General features: G+C 73.2%; 15 protein-coding genes. All 15 read left to right on the top strand.

Going from position 1 to position 18,854, the window contains the following annotated elements; genetic code table 11:
* Nucleotides 1-22 precede the first annotated feature (22 nt).
* The 15 genes from DNK54_RS11780 (at nucleotide 23) to DNK54_RS11710 (ending at nucleotide 18,761) form a co-directional block, all read left to right on the top strand.
* On the top strand, nucleotides 23-400 hold the full coding sequence (locus tag DNK54_RS11780; RefSeq protein WP_110207176.1) for a YdeI/OmpD-associated family protein: 378 nt from the start codon (nucleotides 23-25) through the stop codon (nucleotides 398-400).
* Between the two features lie 48 nt (nucleotides 401-448).
* Nucleotides 449-1,210 carry an SDR family oxidoreductase gene (locus DNK54_RS11775; RefSeq protein WP_110207175.1) on the top strand — a complete coding sequence of 254 codons (762 nt, stop codon included), beginning with the start codon at nucleotides 449-451 and terminating at the stop codon, nucleotides 1,208-1,210.
* Complete coding sequence (locus DNK54_RS11770; RefSeq protein ID WP_110207174.1) at nucleotides 1,207-2,454, top strand: isochorismate synthase; 1,248 nt, start codon at nucleotides 1,207-1,209, stop codon at nucleotides 2,452-2,454. The genes DNK54_RS11775 and DNK54_RS11770 overlap by 4 nt, the downstream gene beginning before the upstream one ends.
* Nucleotides 2,451-4,145: a (2,3-dihydroxybenzoyl)adenylate synthase gene (locus tag DNK54_RS11765; RefSeq protein ID WP_110207173.1), complete on the top strand. Its 1,695-nt coding sequence runs from the start codon at nucleotides 2,451-2,453 to the stop codon at nucleotides 4,143-4,145. The genes DNK54_RS11770 and DNK54_RS11765 overlap by 4 nt, the downstream gene beginning before the upstream one ends.
* Nucleotides 4,145-5,065, top strand: a complete 921-nt coding sequence (locus DNK54_RS11760; RefSeq protein ID WP_110207172.1) for an isochorismatase family protein — start codon at nucleotides 4,145-4,147, stop codon at nucleotides 5,063-5,065. Before DNK54_RS11765 ends, DNK54_RS11760 begins: the two co-directional genes overlap by 1 nt.
* On the top strand, nucleotides 5,062-9,072 hold the full coding sequence (locus DNK54_RS11755) for a non-ribosomal peptide synthetase (RefSeq protein WP_110207171.1): 4,011 nt from the start codon (nucleotides 5,062-5,064) through the stop codon (nucleotides 9,070-9,072). The genes DNK54_RS11760 and DNK54_RS11755 overlap by 4 nt, the downstream gene beginning before the upstream one ends.
* Complete coding sequence (locus DNK54_RS11750; protein ID WP_110207170.1) at nucleotides 9,060-9,647, top strand: 4'-phosphopantetheinyl transferase family protein; 588 nt, start codon at nucleotides 9,060-9,062, stop codon at nucleotides 9,645-9,647. Before DNK54_RS11755 ends, DNK54_RS11750 begins: the two co-directional genes overlap by 13 nt.
* 164 nt (nucleotides 9,648-9,811) lie before the next feature.
* Nucleotides 9,812-10,468 carry a FadR/GntR family transcriptional regulator gene (locus DNK54_RS11745; RefSeq protein WP_239460090.1) on the top strand — a complete coding sequence of 219 codons (657 nt, stop codon included), beginning with the start codon at nucleotides 9,812-9,814 and terminating at the stop codon, nucleotides 10,466-10,468.
* A 93-nt stretch (nucleotides 10,469-10,561) separates the two neighbouring features.
* A complete protein-coding gene (locus DNK54_RS11740; RefSeq protein ID WP_204164552.1) occupies nucleotides 10,562-11,587 on the top strand; it encodes an ABC transporter substrate-binding protein in 1,026 nt (341 codons plus the stop codon).
* On the top strand, nucleotides 11,584-13,836 hold the full coding sequence (locus DNK54_RS11735; protein ID WP_110207168.1) for a hypothetical protein: 2,253 nt from the start codon (nucleotides 11,584-11,586) through the stop codon (nucleotides 13,834-13,836). The genes DNK54_RS11740 and DNK54_RS11735 overlap by 4 nt, the downstream gene beginning before the upstream one ends.
* Nucleotides 13,833-14,630, top strand: a complete 798-nt coding sequence (locus DNK54_RS11730; protein ID WP_110207167.1) for a hypothetical protein — start codon at nucleotides 13,833-13,835, stop codon at nucleotides 14,628-14,630. Before DNK54_RS11735 ends, DNK54_RS11730 begins: the two co-directional genes overlap by 4 nt.
* Nucleotides 14,623-15,660, top strand: coding sequence for a FecCD family ABC transporter permease (locus DNK54_RS11725; RefSeq protein WP_204164551.1), 1,038 nt, complete (start codon nucleotides 14,623-14,625; stop codon nucleotides 15,658-15,660). Before DNK54_RS11730 ends, DNK54_RS11725 begins: the two co-directional genes overlap by 8 nt.
* Complete coding sequence (locus tag DNK54_RS11720; protein ID WP_204164550.1) at nucleotides 15,657-16,721, top strand: FecCD family ABC transporter permease; 1,065 nt, start codon at nucleotides 15,657-15,659, stop codon at nucleotides 16,719-16,721. The genes DNK54_RS11725 and DNK54_RS11720 overlap by 4 nt, the downstream gene beginning before the upstream one ends.
* Entirely contained in the window at nucleotides 16,714-17,538 is an 825-nt protein-coding gene (locus DNK54_RS11715; protein ID WP_110207166.1) for an ABC transporter ATP-binding protein, read from the top strand. Before DNK54_RS11720 ends, DNK54_RS11715 begins: the two co-directional genes overlap by 8 nt.
* The gene (locus tag DNK54_RS11710) at nucleotides 17,535-18,761 is read left to right on the top strand and encodes an enterochelin esterase domain-containing protein (RefSeq protein ID WP_110207165.1); all 1,227 of its coding nucleotides are present in this window, start codon (nucleotides 17,535-17,537) and stop codon (nucleotides 18,759-18,761) included. The genes DNK54_RS11715 and DNK54_RS11710 overlap by 4 nt, the downstream gene beginning before the upstream one ends.
* The last annotated feature ends 93 nt before the right edge of the window (nucleotides 18,762-18,854 follow it).

The following is an 18,854-nucleotide window of genomic DNA, read 5'->3' as shown; positions in this document are numbered from 1 at the left end:
TGGGTGACTCTAGAGTGGCCCGATGGAGACGATCGATGGCGAGCCTGTCCTCGATCGACCGTCGGTGGCCGAGGTGGAGCGGTTCTTCGAGGAGGCTCCGCCCGAGAGCCGCGCAGTCTGGCTGCGGCTGACGCGCAAGGGCGTCACTCCCGCGTCGCTGGGCTCCGACGAACTGGTCGATGTCGGTCTCTGCTTCGGCTGGGTCTCAGCGGTACGCCGCGCGGGCGACTCCACCACCTACCTGCAGCGCTACACCCGACGTCGGCCGCGTTCGAAGTGGTCGCGGCTGAACATCGCCAAAGTAGAGCGGCTGCTAGCCGAGGGGCGGATGCGCCCAGCCGGCTTGGCAGAGGTCGCGGCGGCTCAGGCGGACGGGCGCTGGGCCAATCCTTGGACCTGATCTGGACCAGCGCAAGACATTAGGTTAGGCACCCCTTATCATCATCACATGATTAATGGGCAGGTGCGCGGCCCGGTGCTGGTCACGGGCGCAGCCTCGGGGATCGGCCGTGCGACGGCCCGGCTGCTCCGGGCGGCCGATCTCCCGGTCGCACTGGTCGACCGGGAGCCGTCGGGGATGGCAGCGGCCGCAGCGGCCGGCTCGGACTGCCTGCACCTCACCTGCGACGTCGCCGACAGCACAGGGATGGGCGCCGCCTTCGAGGAGGCGACCGGTGCCTTCGGCCCCCTGGCCGGGGTCGTCTCGGCGGCCGGCACTCTCATCCCCGGCGGCCTGGAGGACACCACCGACGACGACTTCGCGACCCACCTCGCGGTCAACGCGCGCGGCACGCTCAACGCACTCCGGGGCGCCCATCGGCACGTCCGGGACGGCGGCGCCGTCGTCGTGGTGAGCTCCAACGCGGCGCGGGTGCCACGGACCGGCATGCTGGCGTACGCCGCCTCCAAGGGCGCCGCCTCGGCACTGGCGCGTGCGGCCGGCCTGGAACTCGCCACCCGCGGTGTCCGCTGCAACGTCGTCGAGCCGGGTTCGACCGACACCCCGATGCAGCGCGCGCTGTGGCCCGACGCCGAGGCCGGACTCCGGAGTGCCCTCCACGGCGACCCCGCCCAGTTCCGCGTCGGCATCCCGCTGGGCCGTATCGCCGATCCCGGCGACGTCGCCGCCACCATCTGCTTCCTGCTCTCCCCCGCAGCGCGGCACCTGACCCTGCAGCAACTCTTCGTCGATGGAGGAGCGAGCCTGTGAACGCACCGACCCACCCGAGCGCTACGCCGCTGATGTTCGCCTCCGGCGCCAGCTCGTACGCCGCGACGCAGGTGCGCCGTACCCTCAGCTCGGCAGACGGCGAGGATCCGCGCTGGGCGGCCGCAGTGGTCGGGGCGCTGCGCCCCGGGGAGCGAGCAGTCGGGGCGCTCTCGTTCGCCGCGCACTCCCCTGGCCTCTTCCACCTGACCACCGGCGCGGTCCGCCCGCTCCCGGCTCCGAGCGGCGACCCAGGGCCCGACCGTCGCCACCAGGTCACGGAGCATCCGAGTGCGGAGCGCTACGCCACGATGGTGAACCAGGCGCTCGCCAAGATCGAGGCCGGCGAGGTGGCCAAGGTCGTGCTGGGCCGGTGCCTCGACGTGCACAGCGAGCCACCGCTCACCGCGGCGGAGGTGATCGACCGGCTGCTGGTCACCCGTCCCGGCCGCTATCTCTTCTCCGTGCCACTGTCGCCGGAGCGCGACCCCGGGCCACTGTCGCCGGAGCGCGACTCCGGGCCACTGTCGCCGGAGCGCGACCCCGGGCCACTGTCGCCGGAGCGCGACCCCGGGCCACTGTCGCCGGAGCGCGACCCCGGGCCACTGTCGCCGGAGCGGAATCCGGGGCCGGTGCTGGTGGGCGCGAGTCCGGAGCTCCTGGTGCGTCGTACCGGCGAGGCCGTCGCCTGCACCCCGTTGGCGGGCTCGATCCCGCGCTCGGCCGATCCGGAGGCGGACCGGGCGCGCGCCGCTGGGCTCCGCGAGTCGGCGAAGGACCATGCCGAGCATGCGTTCGTGGTGGAGGCGATCGTCAGGTCCCTCAAAGAGGTGTGCGTCGAGATCGAGGCACCGCCGACGCCGGAGCTGATCTCGACCGACACCCTGTGGCATCTTGCCTCGCCGATCCGCGCCCGTCTGGCTCCCGGAGTGAGTGCGCCGACCGCGCTCGACCTGGCCCAGCTGCTGCACCCGACGCCGGCGGTCGGCGGCGTCCCGCTGGGAGCGGCGTACTCAGCGATCGACGAGCTCGAGGGCGACCTGCGGGAGTGGTTCGCCGGATGCGTCGGCTGGGTCGACGCCGCCGGCGACGGCGAGTTCGCCATCACGATCCGCTCCGCGCTGCTGGAGGGCGCGCAGCTACGGCTCTTCGCCGGTGCCGGCATCGTGGCCGGCTCCGTGCCCGCGCTCGAGGTGGCCGAGACCGGCGCGAAGCTCGCCACGATGGCGAAGGTGGTGGGCCTGTGAGCGAGCGACCGAGGAGCCCGTTGGCGTCGGTGCGCTCCTGGCCTGACGAGTTCCGGCTCCGCTACCGAGCTGCCGGGCTGTGGCACGAGGAGACCTTCGCCGACTTCCTCGCCGATCGCACCGATCGGTTCGCCTCCCGCACCGCGGTGGTCGGCGTCGACGCTCACGGTGACGAGCAACGCTGGACCTACCGTGAGCTCGCTGCCCGGGCCGCGCACGCGGCGCGGGTGCTGCGCGACGCGGGAGTCCGCGAGGGCGATCGGGTGGTGCTCACCCTGCCCAACGTGGTCGAGTTCGTCGCCTTCGTCGCCGGATGCTTCCGGATGGGCGCGCTGCCGGTCTTCGCACAGCCGGGTCATCGCGAGGCGGAGCTGACCCAGTTCTGCCTGCTGAGCGACGCCGCGGCCCTGGTGCTCTGCGGCGACACCGCCGGGTACGACCACCGGGGCCTGGCCGAGCGGGTGACCGGCGAGCTCCGGCGTCGCGGTGGCACGCCTCCTGCGGTCGTCGACGTACAGGATCCAGTGACCGACGGGCCTGCGCTGGCTGGGCGCCCCGCCGCGACGACCGCACCGGTGACCGTCCGCCCGGGGGCGAGTGCCGAGGAGGTCGCGTTCCTGCAGCTCTCCGGAGGCACGACGGGCATCTCCAAGCTGATTCCCCGCACCCATGCCGACTATCTCTACTCGGTGCGCGCCTCGGCGGAGATCTGTGAGCTGGACGAGCAGTCCGTGATGCTGGTCGTGCTGCCGGCGGCGCACAACTTCGCCATGAGCTCGCCGGGCATCCTCGGCGTGCTGCATGCCGGCGGCACCGTGGTGCTCGCGCCGGACCCGAGTCCGCGGACCGCCTTCCGGCTCATCGAGCAGGAGCGGGTCACCCTGACAGCCCTGGTGCCGCCGCTGGCCCAGGCCTGGCTCTCCTCGGTCCGTCGGCGCCGCCCCGATCTCTCCAGTCTCCGCGTGCTCCAGGTGGGCGGTGCCAAGCTGGCCGACACCGTGGCCGCCCAGCTCGGGCCGGCACTCGGTGTGCGGGTGCAGCAGGTCTTCGGGATGGCCGAGGGGCTGGTGAACTACACCCGCGCCGACGACCCGGAGAGCGTGACGCTGACCAGCCAGGGGCGACCGATCAGCGACCATGACGAGATCCGGATCGTGCATCCCACCGACCCGGCGGAGCCTGAGGTCGGTGACGGCGAGGAGGGTGCGCTGCTCACCCGCGGGCCGTACACGATCCGCGGCTACTACCGCGACGAGATCGCCGACCGCGACTCGTTCACGGCCGACGGCTTCTATCGCACCGGCGACCTGGTGCGACGACTCCCTTCGGGGCACCTGGTCGTCACCGGCCGCGCGAAGGACCAGATCAACCGGGCCGGGGAGAAGGTCGCCTGCGAGGAGCTGGAGCAGCCGCTGCTGGCGCATCCCGAGGTGCTCGACGTCGTGGCCCTCGGGCTGCCCGACCCCTACCTGGGTGAGCGGATCTGCGTCGTGGTGCGTCCGGAGCCGGAGGCTGCTTCCATCGACACGCTGCCCGAGCGGCTCGTCGCGCACCTGCGCGACAGCGGGCTGGCGACCTGGAAGCTGCCCGACGACGTACGCCTTCTCGATGTCTTCCCGACCACGCACGTCGGCAAGAACAGCCGCCGCGAGCTCCGCCAACTTCTCGCCTCCCATCTCCAGGAGATCTGATGTCCGTGCTTCCCACTCCGCCCGACTCCTCCGGCAGCCTGCCGTCGGCCATCGACTACCTCCCGCCGGTGCCGCCGCATACGGATCTTCCTGCCAGTCGGGCCACCTGGACGCTGGACCGCGATCGCGCCGCTGTCCTGGTGCACGACCTGCAGCGCTACTTCGCCCGGCCGTACGGCGAGGGCACGGTGCTGCGTGACGCCGTACGCCGCACGGCCGCGGTGATCGCAGCAGCGCGGGTCGCCGGGATCCCGGTCTTCTACACCGCGCAGTGTGGCGATCAGGACCAGGTCGCCCGTGGCCTGCAGCGCGAGCTGTGGGGACCCGGGATGCGTGACCGGCCCGAGCACACGGAGATCCTGGAGGCGGTCCGGCCCGAGCCGGGCGACGTCGTCCTGACCAAGCACCGCTACAGCGCGTTCGCAGGCAATGAGTTCGCTCACCTGCTGGCGGCGCGCGGGCGCGACCAGCTGGTGATCACCGGGGTCTATGCGCATATCGGCATCACGGCGACCGCGATGGAAGCGTTCCAGCGTGAGGTGTATCCGTTCGTGGTCGCCGATGCGGTGGCCGACTTCAGCGCCGAGGAGCATGCGCTGGCACTGCGTCAGATCGCCAGCTGCTGCGGCGTCCTGGTCACCGCGCAGGGTGTGCTCGACGCGGTGGCAGCGCGACCGGCGTGGGAGGCGCTGCTGCGTGAGGAGCTGACCACCCACCTGGGTCCGGAGCTCGCCGACCAGGCGTTCGCCGACCCCGAGACCGACCTCTTCGAGCTCGGACTGGACTCGTTGCGCGCCTTCGAGGTGCTCGACCTGCTGGCCGACGACGGACCGGACGTGGACTTCGGCGAGTTCACTCGTCGCCCCACGCTCGGCTACCTGCGTGAGCAGGGCCGGGTTCTCGTCGGTGTCTCTGCGTGAGCTCGGCCGTGGCGGGAGCCGGTGACTGGCTGCCGCTGACCTCCGCCCAGCTCGGGCTCTGGTTCGCGCACACCCTGGACCCCGACAACCCCTGCCACACCACCGCCGAGGTGGTCGAGCTGGGCGGGCCGATCGATCCGGAGCGGCTCTATGCGGCGCACCTGGCGGCGTACCGGGAGTTCGAGCAGCTGCGCGTCACCTTCGCCGTCACTGCCGACGGACCGCGGCAGCGGGTGGGCGACCCGGTCGTGACCTTGCCGGTGGTGCCGGTCGCGAACGTAGCCGAGGCCGAGGCGTGGCTGCGGGCCGACCTGGCGCGGCCGTTCGCTCTCACCCCTGGCGCGCCGCCCCCGCTGCGTGCCGCGCTGCTCACGCTCCCCGACGGCCGCTGCTGGTGGTACCACGCCGCGCACCACGTCCTGCTGGACGGGTACGGCGCCCAGCAGCTGCTCCGGCGGATCGCGGAGGCGTACGCCGACCCCTCCGTCCGGTGTGCTCCCACCCTGGCCGAGGTGGTTGCCGAGGACGCCGCCGCGCCGGACCCGGAGGCCGATACCTTCTGGGAGCCACGCCTGGCCGCGATGAACGACGTGGTCGCGATCGCCGGACGCACCGCAGACCCCGCTCCGGCTGCGCTGCGGCGCCAGCTCGACGTCTCGCCGGAGCTGCAGGATCGGATCATCGCCGGCGCACGCCGCTGCGGCTACGGCTGGACCGACCTGGTCACCGCGGCGGTCGGCAGCTATCTCGCTCGGGTCGCCGGACGCACCTCGACCCGCGTAGGCCTGCCGCTGATGAACCGTGCGGTGCCCGGCCGCGGCCGACTCGCCTCGGCGAGCACCGTGTGTACGGCGATGAACGTGTTGCCGGTGACCGTGCCCGCCGCGGGAAGTGTCACCGAGGCGCTTGCGGCGGCCGCGGCCGACCAACGCGCCGTGCGCGAGCATCCCCAGCTCCGGCAAGAGGAGCTGGGCCGACGACTGCGTCGCCTCGGAGCCGGATCGGCCGGCGCTCAGCTGGTCGGGGCCCAGCTCTTCGGAGCCCAGCTGAACCTGATCCCCTTCGACCTCGAGATCGCGCTGGCCACGCCTTCCACGCCCGGCTCGCTCGATGCGGAGGCGCCCCGCGCCGAGACCCGCGGCGTGGTGCGCAACCTGACCGCCGGCCCGGTCGAGGACATGACTGTCTGCCTGCGCGGCACCCCGGGGCGCGGGCGCACCGTGCGGCTGGAGCTGGACGCGAACCCGCGCCTCTACTCGGCCGACGAGCTCGATCTCCACCTGGATCGGCTCCTGACCTGGCTGGGCACGTTCGCGGACGCGCCCGGCGCAGCCATGATCGAGACACTGCCCCTGACGACCGACGCGGAGCGCCGCCGCATCGACGCCTTCAACGACACCGCCTCGCCGCGGCGCCCGCGGACCCTCGCCGAGCGGTTCGCCACCCAGGTCGCACGGACCCCGGACGCGCTCGCGCTGCTGCATGGTGCGCAGCGACGTACCTATGCGGAGCTGGACCAGGCCTCCCGCCGGGTCGCCGCCGCGCTGCGGGCGCAGGGGGTCCGGCCGGGTGAGGTGGTGGGGGTGCGGCTGGAGCGTTCCTGCGCGCTCTTCGAGTCGATCCAGGGCATCGAGCTGATCGGCGCCGTCTACCTGCCGCTCGATCCCGACCTACCGCAGGCACGGCTGCTCGACATGCTGGAGGACGCCGGTTGCACGGTTGTCATCGCCGAGCAGCCGGGCCCGGAGCCGGTCACCATCACGCCCGCGTCCTGCGCGCAGACTCCGCCTGCGACCGACCTGACGCCGTTCGACGACCCGGCGGCGCCGGCGTACCTGCTCTTCACCTCCGGCTCGACCGGGCGGCCGAAGGGCGTCCTGGTGGGGCACGCCGCGATCGACAACCGGCTCGACTGGATGCAGGCGCACTTCGCGCTGCGTCCCGGCGAGCGGGTGCTGCACAAGACGCCGATCTCGTTCGACGTCTCGGTGTGGGAGCTCTTCTGGGCCCATCAGGTGGGGGCGTGCGTCGTGGTCGCCGACCCTGGTGCACACCGCGACCCGCGGGCGCTCGCATCCGTGATCGTCGAGCAGGAGGTGGCCGTGCTGCACTTCGTGCCCTCGATGCTGCGCGCCTTCCTCGCGGATCGATCCGGTACGGCGCGGGTGGGCTCCGCGCGGGTGCGTGCGGTGGTCTGCAGTGGTGAGGCGCTCACCACCGACCTCGTCTCCGGGTGCACAGCGGCCTTCGGTGTCGCGCCGACCAATCTCTACGGCCCGACCGAGGCCGCCGTCGACGTCACCGTCTGGGAGTGCGATCCGCACGACGAGGGCCCGGTTCCGATCGGCCGACCGCTGACCAACACCACCTGTCATGTGCTGGCACCCGACGGCTCTGTCCAGCCGATCGGTGTGCCGGGCGAGCTGTGGCTGGGCGGCGTACAGCTTGCCGACGGCTACATCGGGCAGCCGGAGCTGACCGCCGAGCGGTTCCGCGAGGTGCCCGGCATCGGCGGCCGGCTCTATCGCACCGGCGACCTGGTCGCCTGGCGCCCCGACGGTGCCCTCCGCTACCTGGGGCGGCTCGACGACCAGGTGAAGATCCGTGGGCAGCGGGTGGAGCTCGGGGAGATCGAGCAGGTCCTGGCCGGCGTCGACGGGGTGGTCGGGGTTGCGGTCGGCGTGCACGAGGGGCGCCTGGTGCTCTGGTACGCCGCGGCCGACCCGGCGGACGGTCATCGGGGATCGGGACCGCCCCGGACGGCGTGCGAAGCCGCCCTCCGCGAGCGGGCGACTCGGCACCTGCCGGCGGGCTGGGTGCCGAGCGCCTGGGTGACGGTGCCGCAGATCCCCGTCGGTAGCACTGGCAAGGCGGACCGCCGGCGACTGCTCCGTGAGCACCCGCCACGGATCGCCGTGACCGAGGAGCACGCGCCGGTCTCGTTGCTGGAGCAGCAGGTCGCCGACCTGGTCGCCGGGCTGCTCGGCATCGAGCAGGCGCCGCGAGACGCCGACTTCTTCGACCTGGGTGGTGACTCGCTCTCCGCACTCCGCCTGCTTGCCGGCATCGACGACGACTTCGGGGTCTCGGTCACCCTGGCCGATGTCTTCGAGCACCCGACCGTCGCCGAGTTGGCGACGCTGGTCGCGTCCGGCGGGTCCGGACGCACCGGGCTGGAGCCGGTGCTCACCCTGCGCCGCGGCGACCCGGAGCGCGCCCCGCTGGTCCTGCTGCCTCCTGCGGGTGGGCTCGGTTGGTGCTGGACCGGGCTGCTGCGAGCGCTCCCCGCCGACCTGCCGGTCATCGCGCTCCAGGCTCCGGGGATCGGCGCGGGAACACCGGAGCTGCCCGCAGACCTCGACGCACTCGCCCGCCGTCAGCTGGAGACGATCCGCTCGCTCGTCGGCCTGGGTGCCTTCCGGGTCGCCGGTTGGTCGCTGGGCGGGATGGCCGCCCAGGCGGTCGGCGCGCTGGCGCGCGCGGAGGGCCAGCAGGTCGACCTGGTGCTCGCCCTCGACGCCTATCCCTCCGACCAGTGGGCGCACCTCGGCGCGCCCGACGAGGCGGAGGCGCTCCGAGGCGTGCTCCGGATGGGTGGGGTGGAGCCGTTGCTGCCCGACGGCGTACCCGTGACTCGGGAGCTGGTGGCGAGGCTGCTGCGCGAGGGCGGGTCAGCGGTCGCCGCACTGCCGGAGGCCGTGCTGGCCGGCTGCATCGCCTCGGTGGTCGGCTCCGCGGCAGTGGTTCGTGACTCCGAGCACCGTCCGCTGCCGGGCGATCTACACCTGGTGGTGGCGACGGCCCCGCGCCCGGAGAGCTGGCTGCGTCCGCAAGGATGGAAGGAGCATGTCGACGGGGAGCTCGTCGTGCACGAGATCGACGTCACCCATGGCGAGCTGGTACGCCGGCCTGCTGTCGACCGCATCGGCGCTCTGATCACCGGGCTGCTTGCGGCGGCGCCGCAGGAGCCCACCCACAAGAGCGAGAGGGACGGATGGAGCGGGTAGAGGTCAGGTTCGCGCGGGTGGGCGACGTGCTCGCCGACTCGGGCGGTCGGCTGACCGAGCTCGAACTGACGCGCAACGCTCGGCTGCGGCACCCGGAGGATCGTGCCGCCCACCTCGCCGCCCACCTGTTGGTACGCCGGGTGGCCGCCACCCTCGCCGGCCGGACGGCCGACGAGCTCACCCTCGCCCAGGCCTGCACCACCTGCGGAGGCGCCGGTCACGGCCGCCCCTACCTGCCGGGCCTGCCGAGGCTCTTCGTCAGCCTCAGCCACACCCGCGCCCGGGTCGCCGCGATCGCGGCGCCCCGGCCCTGCGGCATCGACGTGGAGCGGGTCCGCCCCGTCACCGACGCGGTACGCCGGCAGGTGTTGACCGCAGCAGAACGTCTCTATGTCGACAAAGCTACAAAGCCTCATATCGCCTTCTCCCGGCTGTGGACGGCGAAGGAGGCGATGGTGAAAGCGGGCCTCGGCACGTTGGCCGACGCCGCCGACTGGCCAGCGTCTCCCGCTGCCCGGCAGTGGACCGGTGGCTCCGCCGACGAGCTGCACGTCGGCAGCTGGCTGGTCAGCTAGGACGGCCTAGGGCCTTCCCCAGGAGCTCGGAGGCCGGCGGCGGGTCGAGTCGCAACGAGGGGTGGACGAGCCTGCGAGACTGATCGGCGGCATCGACCTCATGATGCCATCGGTCAACTGATCAGAAGAGCCGTCGATCCAGCAGAGGAGAGCAACGCGTGGCGATGGGCACCGAGCGGGCGAGAGAGACCGTGCGCCGCCTTCAGGCCGACATCACCTCCGGGCGGTGGCCGATCAACGGCCGCATCCCCACCGAGGCGGAGCTGGCGAGCGAGCTCGGCGTGGGCCGCAGCACCGTCCGAGAAGCGGTGCGCAGCCTGGCCCACCTCGGCATGCTCGAGCCGGCTCCCGGTCGCGGCACGTTCGTCCGATCGCTCAACCCGGTCCGCGGCGTCCTCTCCGACTTCGCCTCCACCCACTCCTGGGCGGACATCCTCGACGTGCGCAAGGCACTGGAGGTCCAAGCAGCCGAACTGGCTGCCGCCCGGCACACCCCCGAGGGGCTGGCCCGACTCCGGGCCGCGCACGACGCGGACCTGTCCGGCGACACCGGCGCCGAGCGCGGCCGTACCCCCGGCCAGTTCCACGCGATGCTGGTCGACCTGGCCGGCAACGCCCTGCTCGCCGAGCTCTACGCGGGGCTGATGGCGGCGCTGCGGGAGGGCATCCGGCGAGGCGCACTCGACAACCGGCAGGACGACGACGCCCGGCGAGGCGAGCACGCCGCGTTGCTGGCCGCCCTGGAGACCGGGAACGTCACAGCCGCCGGCGCGATCGCCGCCAGCCACGCCTGCCACGACCTGCGCATCCGGGAGGACTGAGGCCGACGACCGGGGAGCGACCGGCGTGACCGGACTTCATCTGATGGATGTTAGGCTCGGCTTACCTAATCGCCTCACCCTGGTGGACCCATCGTGCCTCTCGACGCCCCCTTCCCCCGCCGTCGGCACCGCGCAGCGCGGCCGCTGGCTGCCCTCGTGGCGATCGCCTGTCTCGCCCTCGGGCTGAGCGCCTGCAGTGCCTCGGGCTCCGAGGCGAAGCCGGAGGGCGCAACCCGCACCGTCGTCGATGTCGAGGGCACGGAGGTCGAGGTGCCGGTACACCCCGAGCGGGTGGTCGCGCTGAGCGAGCCGACCCTCGACGGGGCGCTCGCCCTCGGCGTGACACCGGTCGGCACGATCAGCGGCCGCGGCCAGCGGGGAGTCCCGAACTACCTGGCCGACCTGGCCGGCGACATCCCGATCCTGGGCGGCGTCGCCCAGCCGAACTTCGACGTGATCGCCAACGCCGAGCCGGACCTGATCCTGGTCGACGGCACCAGCATCAACAACAACCCCGAGGCGATGACGATCCTGAGGCGGATCGCCCCCACCTTCTACGCCGGCTACGCCGGTGGCGACTGGCGGGCCACCTTCACCAAGACCGCCGACGCGCTCAACCTGAGCGACCGCGCGACGGAGGTGATCGCCGACTACGACGCGGCCGTGGTCGACGCCCGCAAGAAGCTGACGGCGTACACCGACGACACCTTCTCCATCGTCCGCTGGCAGGGCGGCTCGGCCTCCCTCATCCTCAACGAGCTCCCCGCCGGGATCGCGCTGACCGATCTCGGGCTGCACCGGCCACCGAACCAGGACCGCCGCGGTCGCGGACACAGTGAGCCGGTCTCGCTGGAGAACCTGGCCGACATCGACGCCGACCACCTCTTCTTCGGCACCCTCGGCGGCTCCTCCAACGGCAACCCCGACGCCGGGGGCAGCAGCGACGTCTCCGGCGCCGAGCAGGCACTGCGCCAGGCGGAGAAGGTGCCCGGCTTCACCGCACTGGGCGCCTACCGGGCAGAGCGCATCCTCCCGGTCGACGGCTCTCTGTGGACCTCGACCGGCGGGCCGATCCTGATGCAGCGCCTGGTGGCCGACGTGCTGAGGATCCTCTCGTGACCCCGCCGGTACGCCGCGCAGGCCGGGCCGCCGCCGCGCTCGCCCTCCTCGCCACCACCTGCGCACTCACCCCGGCCCACGCCGCCGGCAACGACGCGGAGCAGGCGACCGCCTGCGCACCGACGTCGACCACCCCGCAGGCGCGCATCCTGACGCAGACCGTGAAGCGGGCCGGCACGCTGCGTCTCTCCGGCTCCGGATGGTGCCATCCCACCGACGGGGGCTCGCGGATCGGCGTCAAGATCGACGAGGGCGGCATCCGCCGCGTCAACGGCGTGATCGAGCTGGCCAACGGCACGCCGAACCCGGAGATCTGGGCGGTGGTCGACGCGGACCCGCGCACCGGCGAGTTCACCGCCGACCTCCCGATGCCCGACGGCACCGCCAGCGGGAACCCGCACTCCTCCACCCCGGGTCTGGCGGACGGCGAGCACACGCTGCGCCTGCTCTCCGGATCGCTTCGCGAAGGCGACACCCCCCGCACACTGCAGACCGGCACGTTCACGGTGGTGGCGGACGGCGGTGCCGTGCCCACGCCACCGGCGTGGAGCCACGAGGAGGTTCGCAGCAACGGCGCCACCGCCTGGGTGGAGCGCGACATCGAACCGGGTGGCAGCCTCCGCATCAAGGGCGTCGGCTGGACCCGGGGCTCCGGCAGCGCGGCCGGCCCTTCGACCATCGCCATCAAGCTCAACCTGACCGAGGACGGCGAGCAGGCCCGCCGCACCGGCTCCGCCGTCCTGGAGGGCGACCCCACGATCTGGGCGCTCCTCGACTCCTCGGAGGTGGCGACCGACGGCTCCTTCGAGACGACGCTCGACCTCCCCGATGGCTTGCGCGCCGGCCAGTTCCTCACCGTCTCGCTCTTCTCGGGGAAGTTCGCCTCCGGCGATACCCAGCGCACAGCGACCACACCTCCCCTGGTCGTCGGGGGTGTGCCCTGGGAAGGCGAGGACGGCAGCAGTGACGTCGAATGCACGCCGACCAGCAGCACTCCGGTCGTACGGATCGAGAACCCGTCGGCCACCTTCGGGGGCACCCTCCGGGTCACCGGCACCGGCTGGTGCAACCCGAGCGGCGGCGGCTCGCGGATCGGCGTGAAGATCGACGAGGGGGCGATCAGCCGACTCGACTCGGCCGTGCACGCCAACCGCACCATCTGGACGATCCTGCAGGCGGAGCACAAGGACGGCACCTTCACTGCCGACATCACCCTCCCCGACGGCACCGCCCGCACCTCTGCGCCCGCGCTCACCTCCGGGGCACACACCCTGCGACTCCTGTCGGGGTCGCTGGCGACCGGCGACACGGTCCGCACCGTGCAGAGTGAGCCTTTCGTCGTCGGCCGCTACCGGCCCAACGGCATCCCGGAGCCGGTGACGCTCCGGCCCGGCAACCGGCACGGGCTCACCGTTGCCCAGGATGGCGACCAGGTGCGGGTCCGGGTGCCGCACGCGGCGAAGGGCGACTGGGTCTTCCTCAGCGCCTACGCCCCCGACGGCTCCCCGCGCTACCCCTGGGGCGATCGCTGGCTGCGCACGGACGCCCGCGGACGGGTCGCCGTACGGCTTCCCTCCGACGGCACGATCACCGGGAAGCACCGACTGGTGGCACAGAGCGGCGAGCTCGGCCGCACCGGCCGGCTCCTCGGCTGGGCCCCGGTGACGTTCCCGGGCGAGCCGGGCTCCACCCCGACGACGACACCGACGGTGCGGCCCACCCCGAGCGCACCGGCACCCACCCCCGCGCAGCAGGAGCGCCTGACCACTGCCCCGACCCCGCTGCCCGCCAAGCAGCTGCGTCCGCGCAACCAGCGCGCGGTCACCGGCACCCTCGACGGCACCACCCTGGTCCTCGAGGTACCGGCGGCCGAGCCGGGCCACCTCGGCTTCGTGTCGGCGTACGTCGGCACGACGGTGGTGCCGGTCGGTGGGGCGGTCTTCGACAAGCGGCGCCGACTGCTGATCGACCTGGGTGACCTCGCCGACCGCGAGTTCCGGCTGGCCGTGCAGGGCCCCGCCGGTCGCCTGCTCGGCTGGTACCAGCACGAGCCGGTGACCGCCGCCGAGGAGAGCCCGGCGACCGCGGAGACCCCAGCGGCCCCCGAGCCGACCCGTACCGGGGCCGCAGCCGTCGAGGAGCCGGCACGCGTCGGGGTGCTCGATGCCGCCCTCTCCGGAGCGGGAGTCCTCCTGCTGGCCGTCACCTGGGCCCTGTTGGCGCTGCGCCGTCGGGGGGCCGCCTCGTGACCCGCCGGTTCGCCCGCCTCGCCGCTGCCGTGCTCGTCGCCGCCGCGCTGGTCGTGGGTCCGGTACCCACTGCAGGGGCCATCCCCGACACCGGGGCAGGTGCCGACACACCCGGGACCGCCGCCAGCGTCTCGCCGAGCACCCTCCGGGCCGGGGAGACGATCCACTTCCGGGTCTCCGGCTTCCCTGCCGGCGAGGTCATCAACGTCAAGATCGACGACGGGAACTTCTGCGCCCAGGCCGGCGTCCACGGTGCGTGCGTGGTGCACCAGCAGCGGATCGCCGGCAACGGCACGGTCTCCGGCTCGCTCGTCCTGCCGGCGGACCTGAAGCCCGGCAAGCACTGGCTGCGCTTCCTGGCCAGCCAGGAGATGTACGGCGACGACGGCGGCTATCTCGGCGTGAAGGGATTCACCCTGCGCGGCAACGCGAACTTCACCGTGGTCGCGGGACGCGACCGCACCTCCGACCCCTCCAGCCCCGGTGCCGAGGAGGGGTCCGGGGATGCCGCGGGCCAGGACGCCACGGGTGGGTCCGTCGACGTCACGGCGGCCGGTCGGCCGCTGAAGCTGGAGCTCCCGGAGGGGGCGCCCGTGCCCTCGGCACCCGAGCCGGCCCCGGCACCCGAGTCACCCACTCCCGCAGCAGCGGCCGACCCACGGGACGAGGCCTCCGAGCAGCGAGCCGCGGACGACGCCTCCCAGCCCTTCCCTTGGCTGGGCGCCGGCGTGCTCACCGCGGCTGCGATCGGCTCCGGCCTGCTGGTCCGGCGTCGTCTCCGACCTCGTGGCTGAGCCGGCCGCGGCCGAGCTGCGCCGCTCCGTGCCACGGTTGGCCCCCGGGCCTGTGCTGCTGATGCTCGGGCTGACGACGTTGGTGGTCACCGCCGGGTTGAGCCTCTTCCTCGGCTCCAACGCCATCGGTGCCCAAGAAACCTGGCGACTGCTGTGGCATCCCGACGGAAGTGTCGCCTCGGGGGTCATCCACGACCAGCGGGTGCCGCGCACGGTCCTCACCGGTGCGGTGGGGGCAGCCCTCGGGCTCGCCGGTGCCCTCATGCAAGCGCTGACCCGCAACCCCCTCGCCGAACCCGGCCTCCTCGGCATCAACGCCGGCGCATCGCTCGCCGTCGTCCTCGCGGTCGCCGTGGCCGGAGTCAGCGGGCTGTGGTTCTACCTCTGGTTCGCGTTCCTGGGGGCCGCGGTCACCGCGGTCGCGGTCTATCTGCTGGCCGGTGTCGGCCACGCCTCGGCGACCCCGGTACGACTCGCCCTGGCCGGCGTCGCGGTCACGGCAGCGCTCACCGCACTGGTGCAGGCAGTGATCCTGACCGACCAGGTGGCGTTCAACGAGTTCCGGTTCTGGGTGGTCGGCTCCACCGAGGGACGCGGTTGGGACGTGCTGCAGGTGGTGGGTCCGTTCCTGCTGGCCGGCGCGGCGCTGGCGCTTCTGCTCGGTCCGGCCCTCAACGCCCTGGCCCTCGGCGACGACACCGCCCAGGCCCTCGGCGTCAGGCTGGCCCGGGTCCGCACCGCCAGCATGCTGGCCGCCACGCTCCTCTGCGGCGCGGCCACCGCCGCCGTCGGGCCGATCGCGTTCGTCGGCCTTGCGGTACCGCTGGCCGCGCGCGGGATGGTGGGGCCCGACCAGCGGTGGATCGGCGTGCTCAGCCTGGTGCTCGGGGCCGCGTGGCTGATGGTGGCCGACGTCCTCTCCCGGATCGTGATCGCCCCCCAGGAGGTGCAGGTCGGCGTGGTCGCTGCCCTGCTCGGCGCTCCGGTCTTCGTCGCCATCGTCAGCAGACGTCGAGTGGTGGCACTGTGACGCAGCACGCCAGCCCCGACGCCGCGCCCCGGCACCGCACCGTCGCCTTCTCCGGTCTCAGCCTGCGCTACCCGGCGCGCGCTGCGCGCTCCGGCCTGCTGCTCCTGCTCGCTATCGCGGTGACCACCGTCGCCGGCCTGTTGATCGGCGACTACGACATCACCGTGGGCGAGACACTGCAGGCCGCGGTGGCCCGCGGCGACGATCCACTGGCGATCTACTTCGTGCACGACGTCCGGGCACCTCGGGTGCTCACTGCCCTGGTGGTCGGCGCGGCGCTGGGGATGGCCGGATCGCTCTTCCAGAACATCACCGGCAATCCGCTGGGCAGTCCCGACATCATCGGCTTCACCACCGGCGCCGCGACCGGCGCCCTGGTGCAGATCATCGTGGTCGGTGCGAGCACCCACGCGGTCGGGATCGGTGCCCTGGTCGGGGGCTTCCTCACCGCGGCGGTGGTGCTCGGGCTGGCCTGCTCAAGCGGCCTGGACGGCGGCCGCCTGGTGCTTGTCGGCATCGGGGTGGGCGCAGCGCTGGGCGCGCTCAACTCGCTGCTGATCGTGCGCGCCTCGCTGGTGACCGCGCAGACCGCCGCCCAGTGGCTCGCCGGCTCCCTCAACGCGGTGTTGTGGCCGCGCGCGAGCCTGGTGATGATCGCCGTGGCCGTCTTGACCGTGCCGGCGCTGCTCCTCTCCCGGCCGCTCGGGATGCTCGCCCTCGGGGACGACAGCTGCGCAGCGGTGGGGATCCCGGTGCGCCGGATCCGCCTGGGCGCGGTCCTCACCGGGGTGGCACTGGTCTCGGTCGCCACCGCGGCGACCGGGCCGATCGCCTTCGTCGCGTTGGCCGCACCCCAGCTCGCCCGGCGACTGGCCGCCGTACCGACACCGGGGTTGGTCGGCTCGGCACTGATGGGAGCACTGCTGGTGCAGGTGAGCGACCTCGTCGCCCAGCGCCTCTTCGCACCGACCGAGCTTGCGGTCGGCGTGGTGACCGGCGCCGTCGGCGGCCTCTACCTGGTGGCGCTGTTGGCCGGAGAATGGAGAAGGAACCATGCCTGAAGCCGAGCTCCGCGCCGCGACGGCCGCACCCCGGCTCACCGCGGAGAGGCTCTCCCTGGGGTACGGCGCCCGCGCGGTGGTGAGCGACCTGGCGATCGCGGTGCCGACCGGCCTCATGACGGTGATCGTGGGGCCCAACGCCTGCGGCAAGTCGACGCTGCTGCGTGCCCTCGCCCGGCTCCTGCCGCCCACGGCGGGAACGGTGCAGCTGGACGGCCGCGACCTGAGCAGCTACGGCGGCAAGGAGCTCGCCCGCGAGCTGGCCCTGCTGCCGCAGAGCCCGACCGCACCCGACGGCATGACGGTCGCCGACCTGGTGGCGCGGGGCCGCTACCCGCACCAGAGCCTGCTGCGGCAGTGGTCGTCCCGAGACCAGGAGGCGGTGGACGCCGCGATGACGGCGGCGGATGTCACCGCGCTGGCCGAACGCCCGGTCCGGGAGCTCTCCGGCGGCCAGCGGCAACGGGTCTGGTTGGCCATGGCCTTGGCCCAGGACACCGACGTGCTGCTGCTGGACGAGCCCACGACCTACCTCGACATCAGCCACCAGGTGGAGGTGCTCGAGCTCGCCCGTCGGCTGCGCAAGGGCGGCCGCACCGTGGTCGCGGTCCTCCACGAGCTCAACCTCGCCTTCCGCTACGCCGATCACCTGGTCGTCATGCGCGACGGCGCCGTGGTGGCCACCGGGGATCCACGCACCGTGGTGACCGCGGAGCTGGTCGAGGAGGTCTACGACCTGCCGTGCCGGGTGATCACCGACCCGCTCTCCGGCACCCCGCTGGTGCTTCCCCTGGCCGGGACCGGGGAGGCACGATGAGCGGCCCCACGAGCTCGCCCCCGGCGCCCGGGCCGCGGCCGCCCAAGGTGCCCCGCCCCCAGCCGTTGCGGCGTGCGGAGTCGCCGCTGCTCACGGCCCTGGTCGCACGCGCGGCCGTCGATCCGGCCGCGCTCACCGAGTTCCTGGCCGGTGCCGAGCTGCCGCTGATCGAGCCCACCGGCGAGCCGGGCACGCGCCTCGTCACCTTCTGCTGGCACGATTCCGCAGCCGAGCAGGTGCTGCTCTTCGCCAACCGGATCACCGACGAGACCCGGCTCGCCGAGACGCTGCTGCACCGCCATCCGGGCACCGACCTCTGGTCGTTGAGCATCGTCATGGAGAGCGATTGGCGCGCCTCCTACTCCTTCCTCGTCCAGCGCCCCGGAGAGCCCGCCCCCTGGCGGGCAGACGGCGACCAGGTCCGGATCCGAGCGGCGCTCGACCGCGGCCTCCCCGACCCCGGCAACCCGGCACGCTGTCGCAACCGAGCGGGCGTGGAGCAGTCGGTGGTCTCGCTCCCCGACGCCCCCGCCCAGCCTTGGCTGAGCCGACGCCCGGGCGTCCCGCAGGGCATCCTTCTCGCGGCGTCGCTCCCGGGCGGGCGCGACGGGTGGAGCTGGCAGGCCGCCGGCTCGGTGCCGTCGGGGGCACCCCTGCTCCTGGTGTTGGACGGCGAGGTGTGGACCGGGCCGCAGGACCTGCCCAGCACGCTGGACAACCTGGTCGCCGACGGCGCGCTGCCACCTTGCCGAGCACTCCTGGTGGCCTCCGGCGGCCGCGAGCACCGGTGGGCCGAGCTCGGCGACGACGGCACGTCGTACCTCGTCGACGAGGTACTGCCCTGGCTCCGCGAACGAGACTGGCTGCCCACCGACCCGGGACGCGTCGCAGTGATCGGGCAGAGCCTCGGCGGCCTCACCGCACTGCGTCTCGGACTGCGCCACCCCGACCTGTGCGGCGTGGTGCTCAGCCAGTCCGCCTCCCTCTGGCTCGACGACCTCTCCACCGAGCTCGCCCACCTCGACCCCGACCGCTCCCCCCGCATCCACCTCGCCCACGGCACCCAGGAGTGGGTCCTCGCCCCACCCCACCGCGCCCTCACCACCCGCCTCCACGCCGCCCACCTCGACCTCCACCCCGTCGAGATCAACGGCGGCCACGACTACGCCTGGTGGCGCGGCACCCTCGCCGACGCCCTCGCCTGGGCCTTCGGCCCGCGCTAGATTCCCCGCCCGGGCGGGGAACTTGTCACTTGTAGGCCGTAGCTACGCACACCAAGCAACAGATTCCGTCACACAGTGTGACGGGTGAGGCGA

It is taken from the genome of Nocardioides daejeonensis (genome assembly GCF_003194585.1).
Lineage (GTDB): Bacteria > Actinomycetota > Actinomycetes > Propionibacteriales > Nocardioidaceae > Nocardioides > Nocardioides daejeonensis.
Note: the sequence above shows the minus strand (reverse complement) of the source record. Positions and strands in the feature narration are given on the sequence as shown.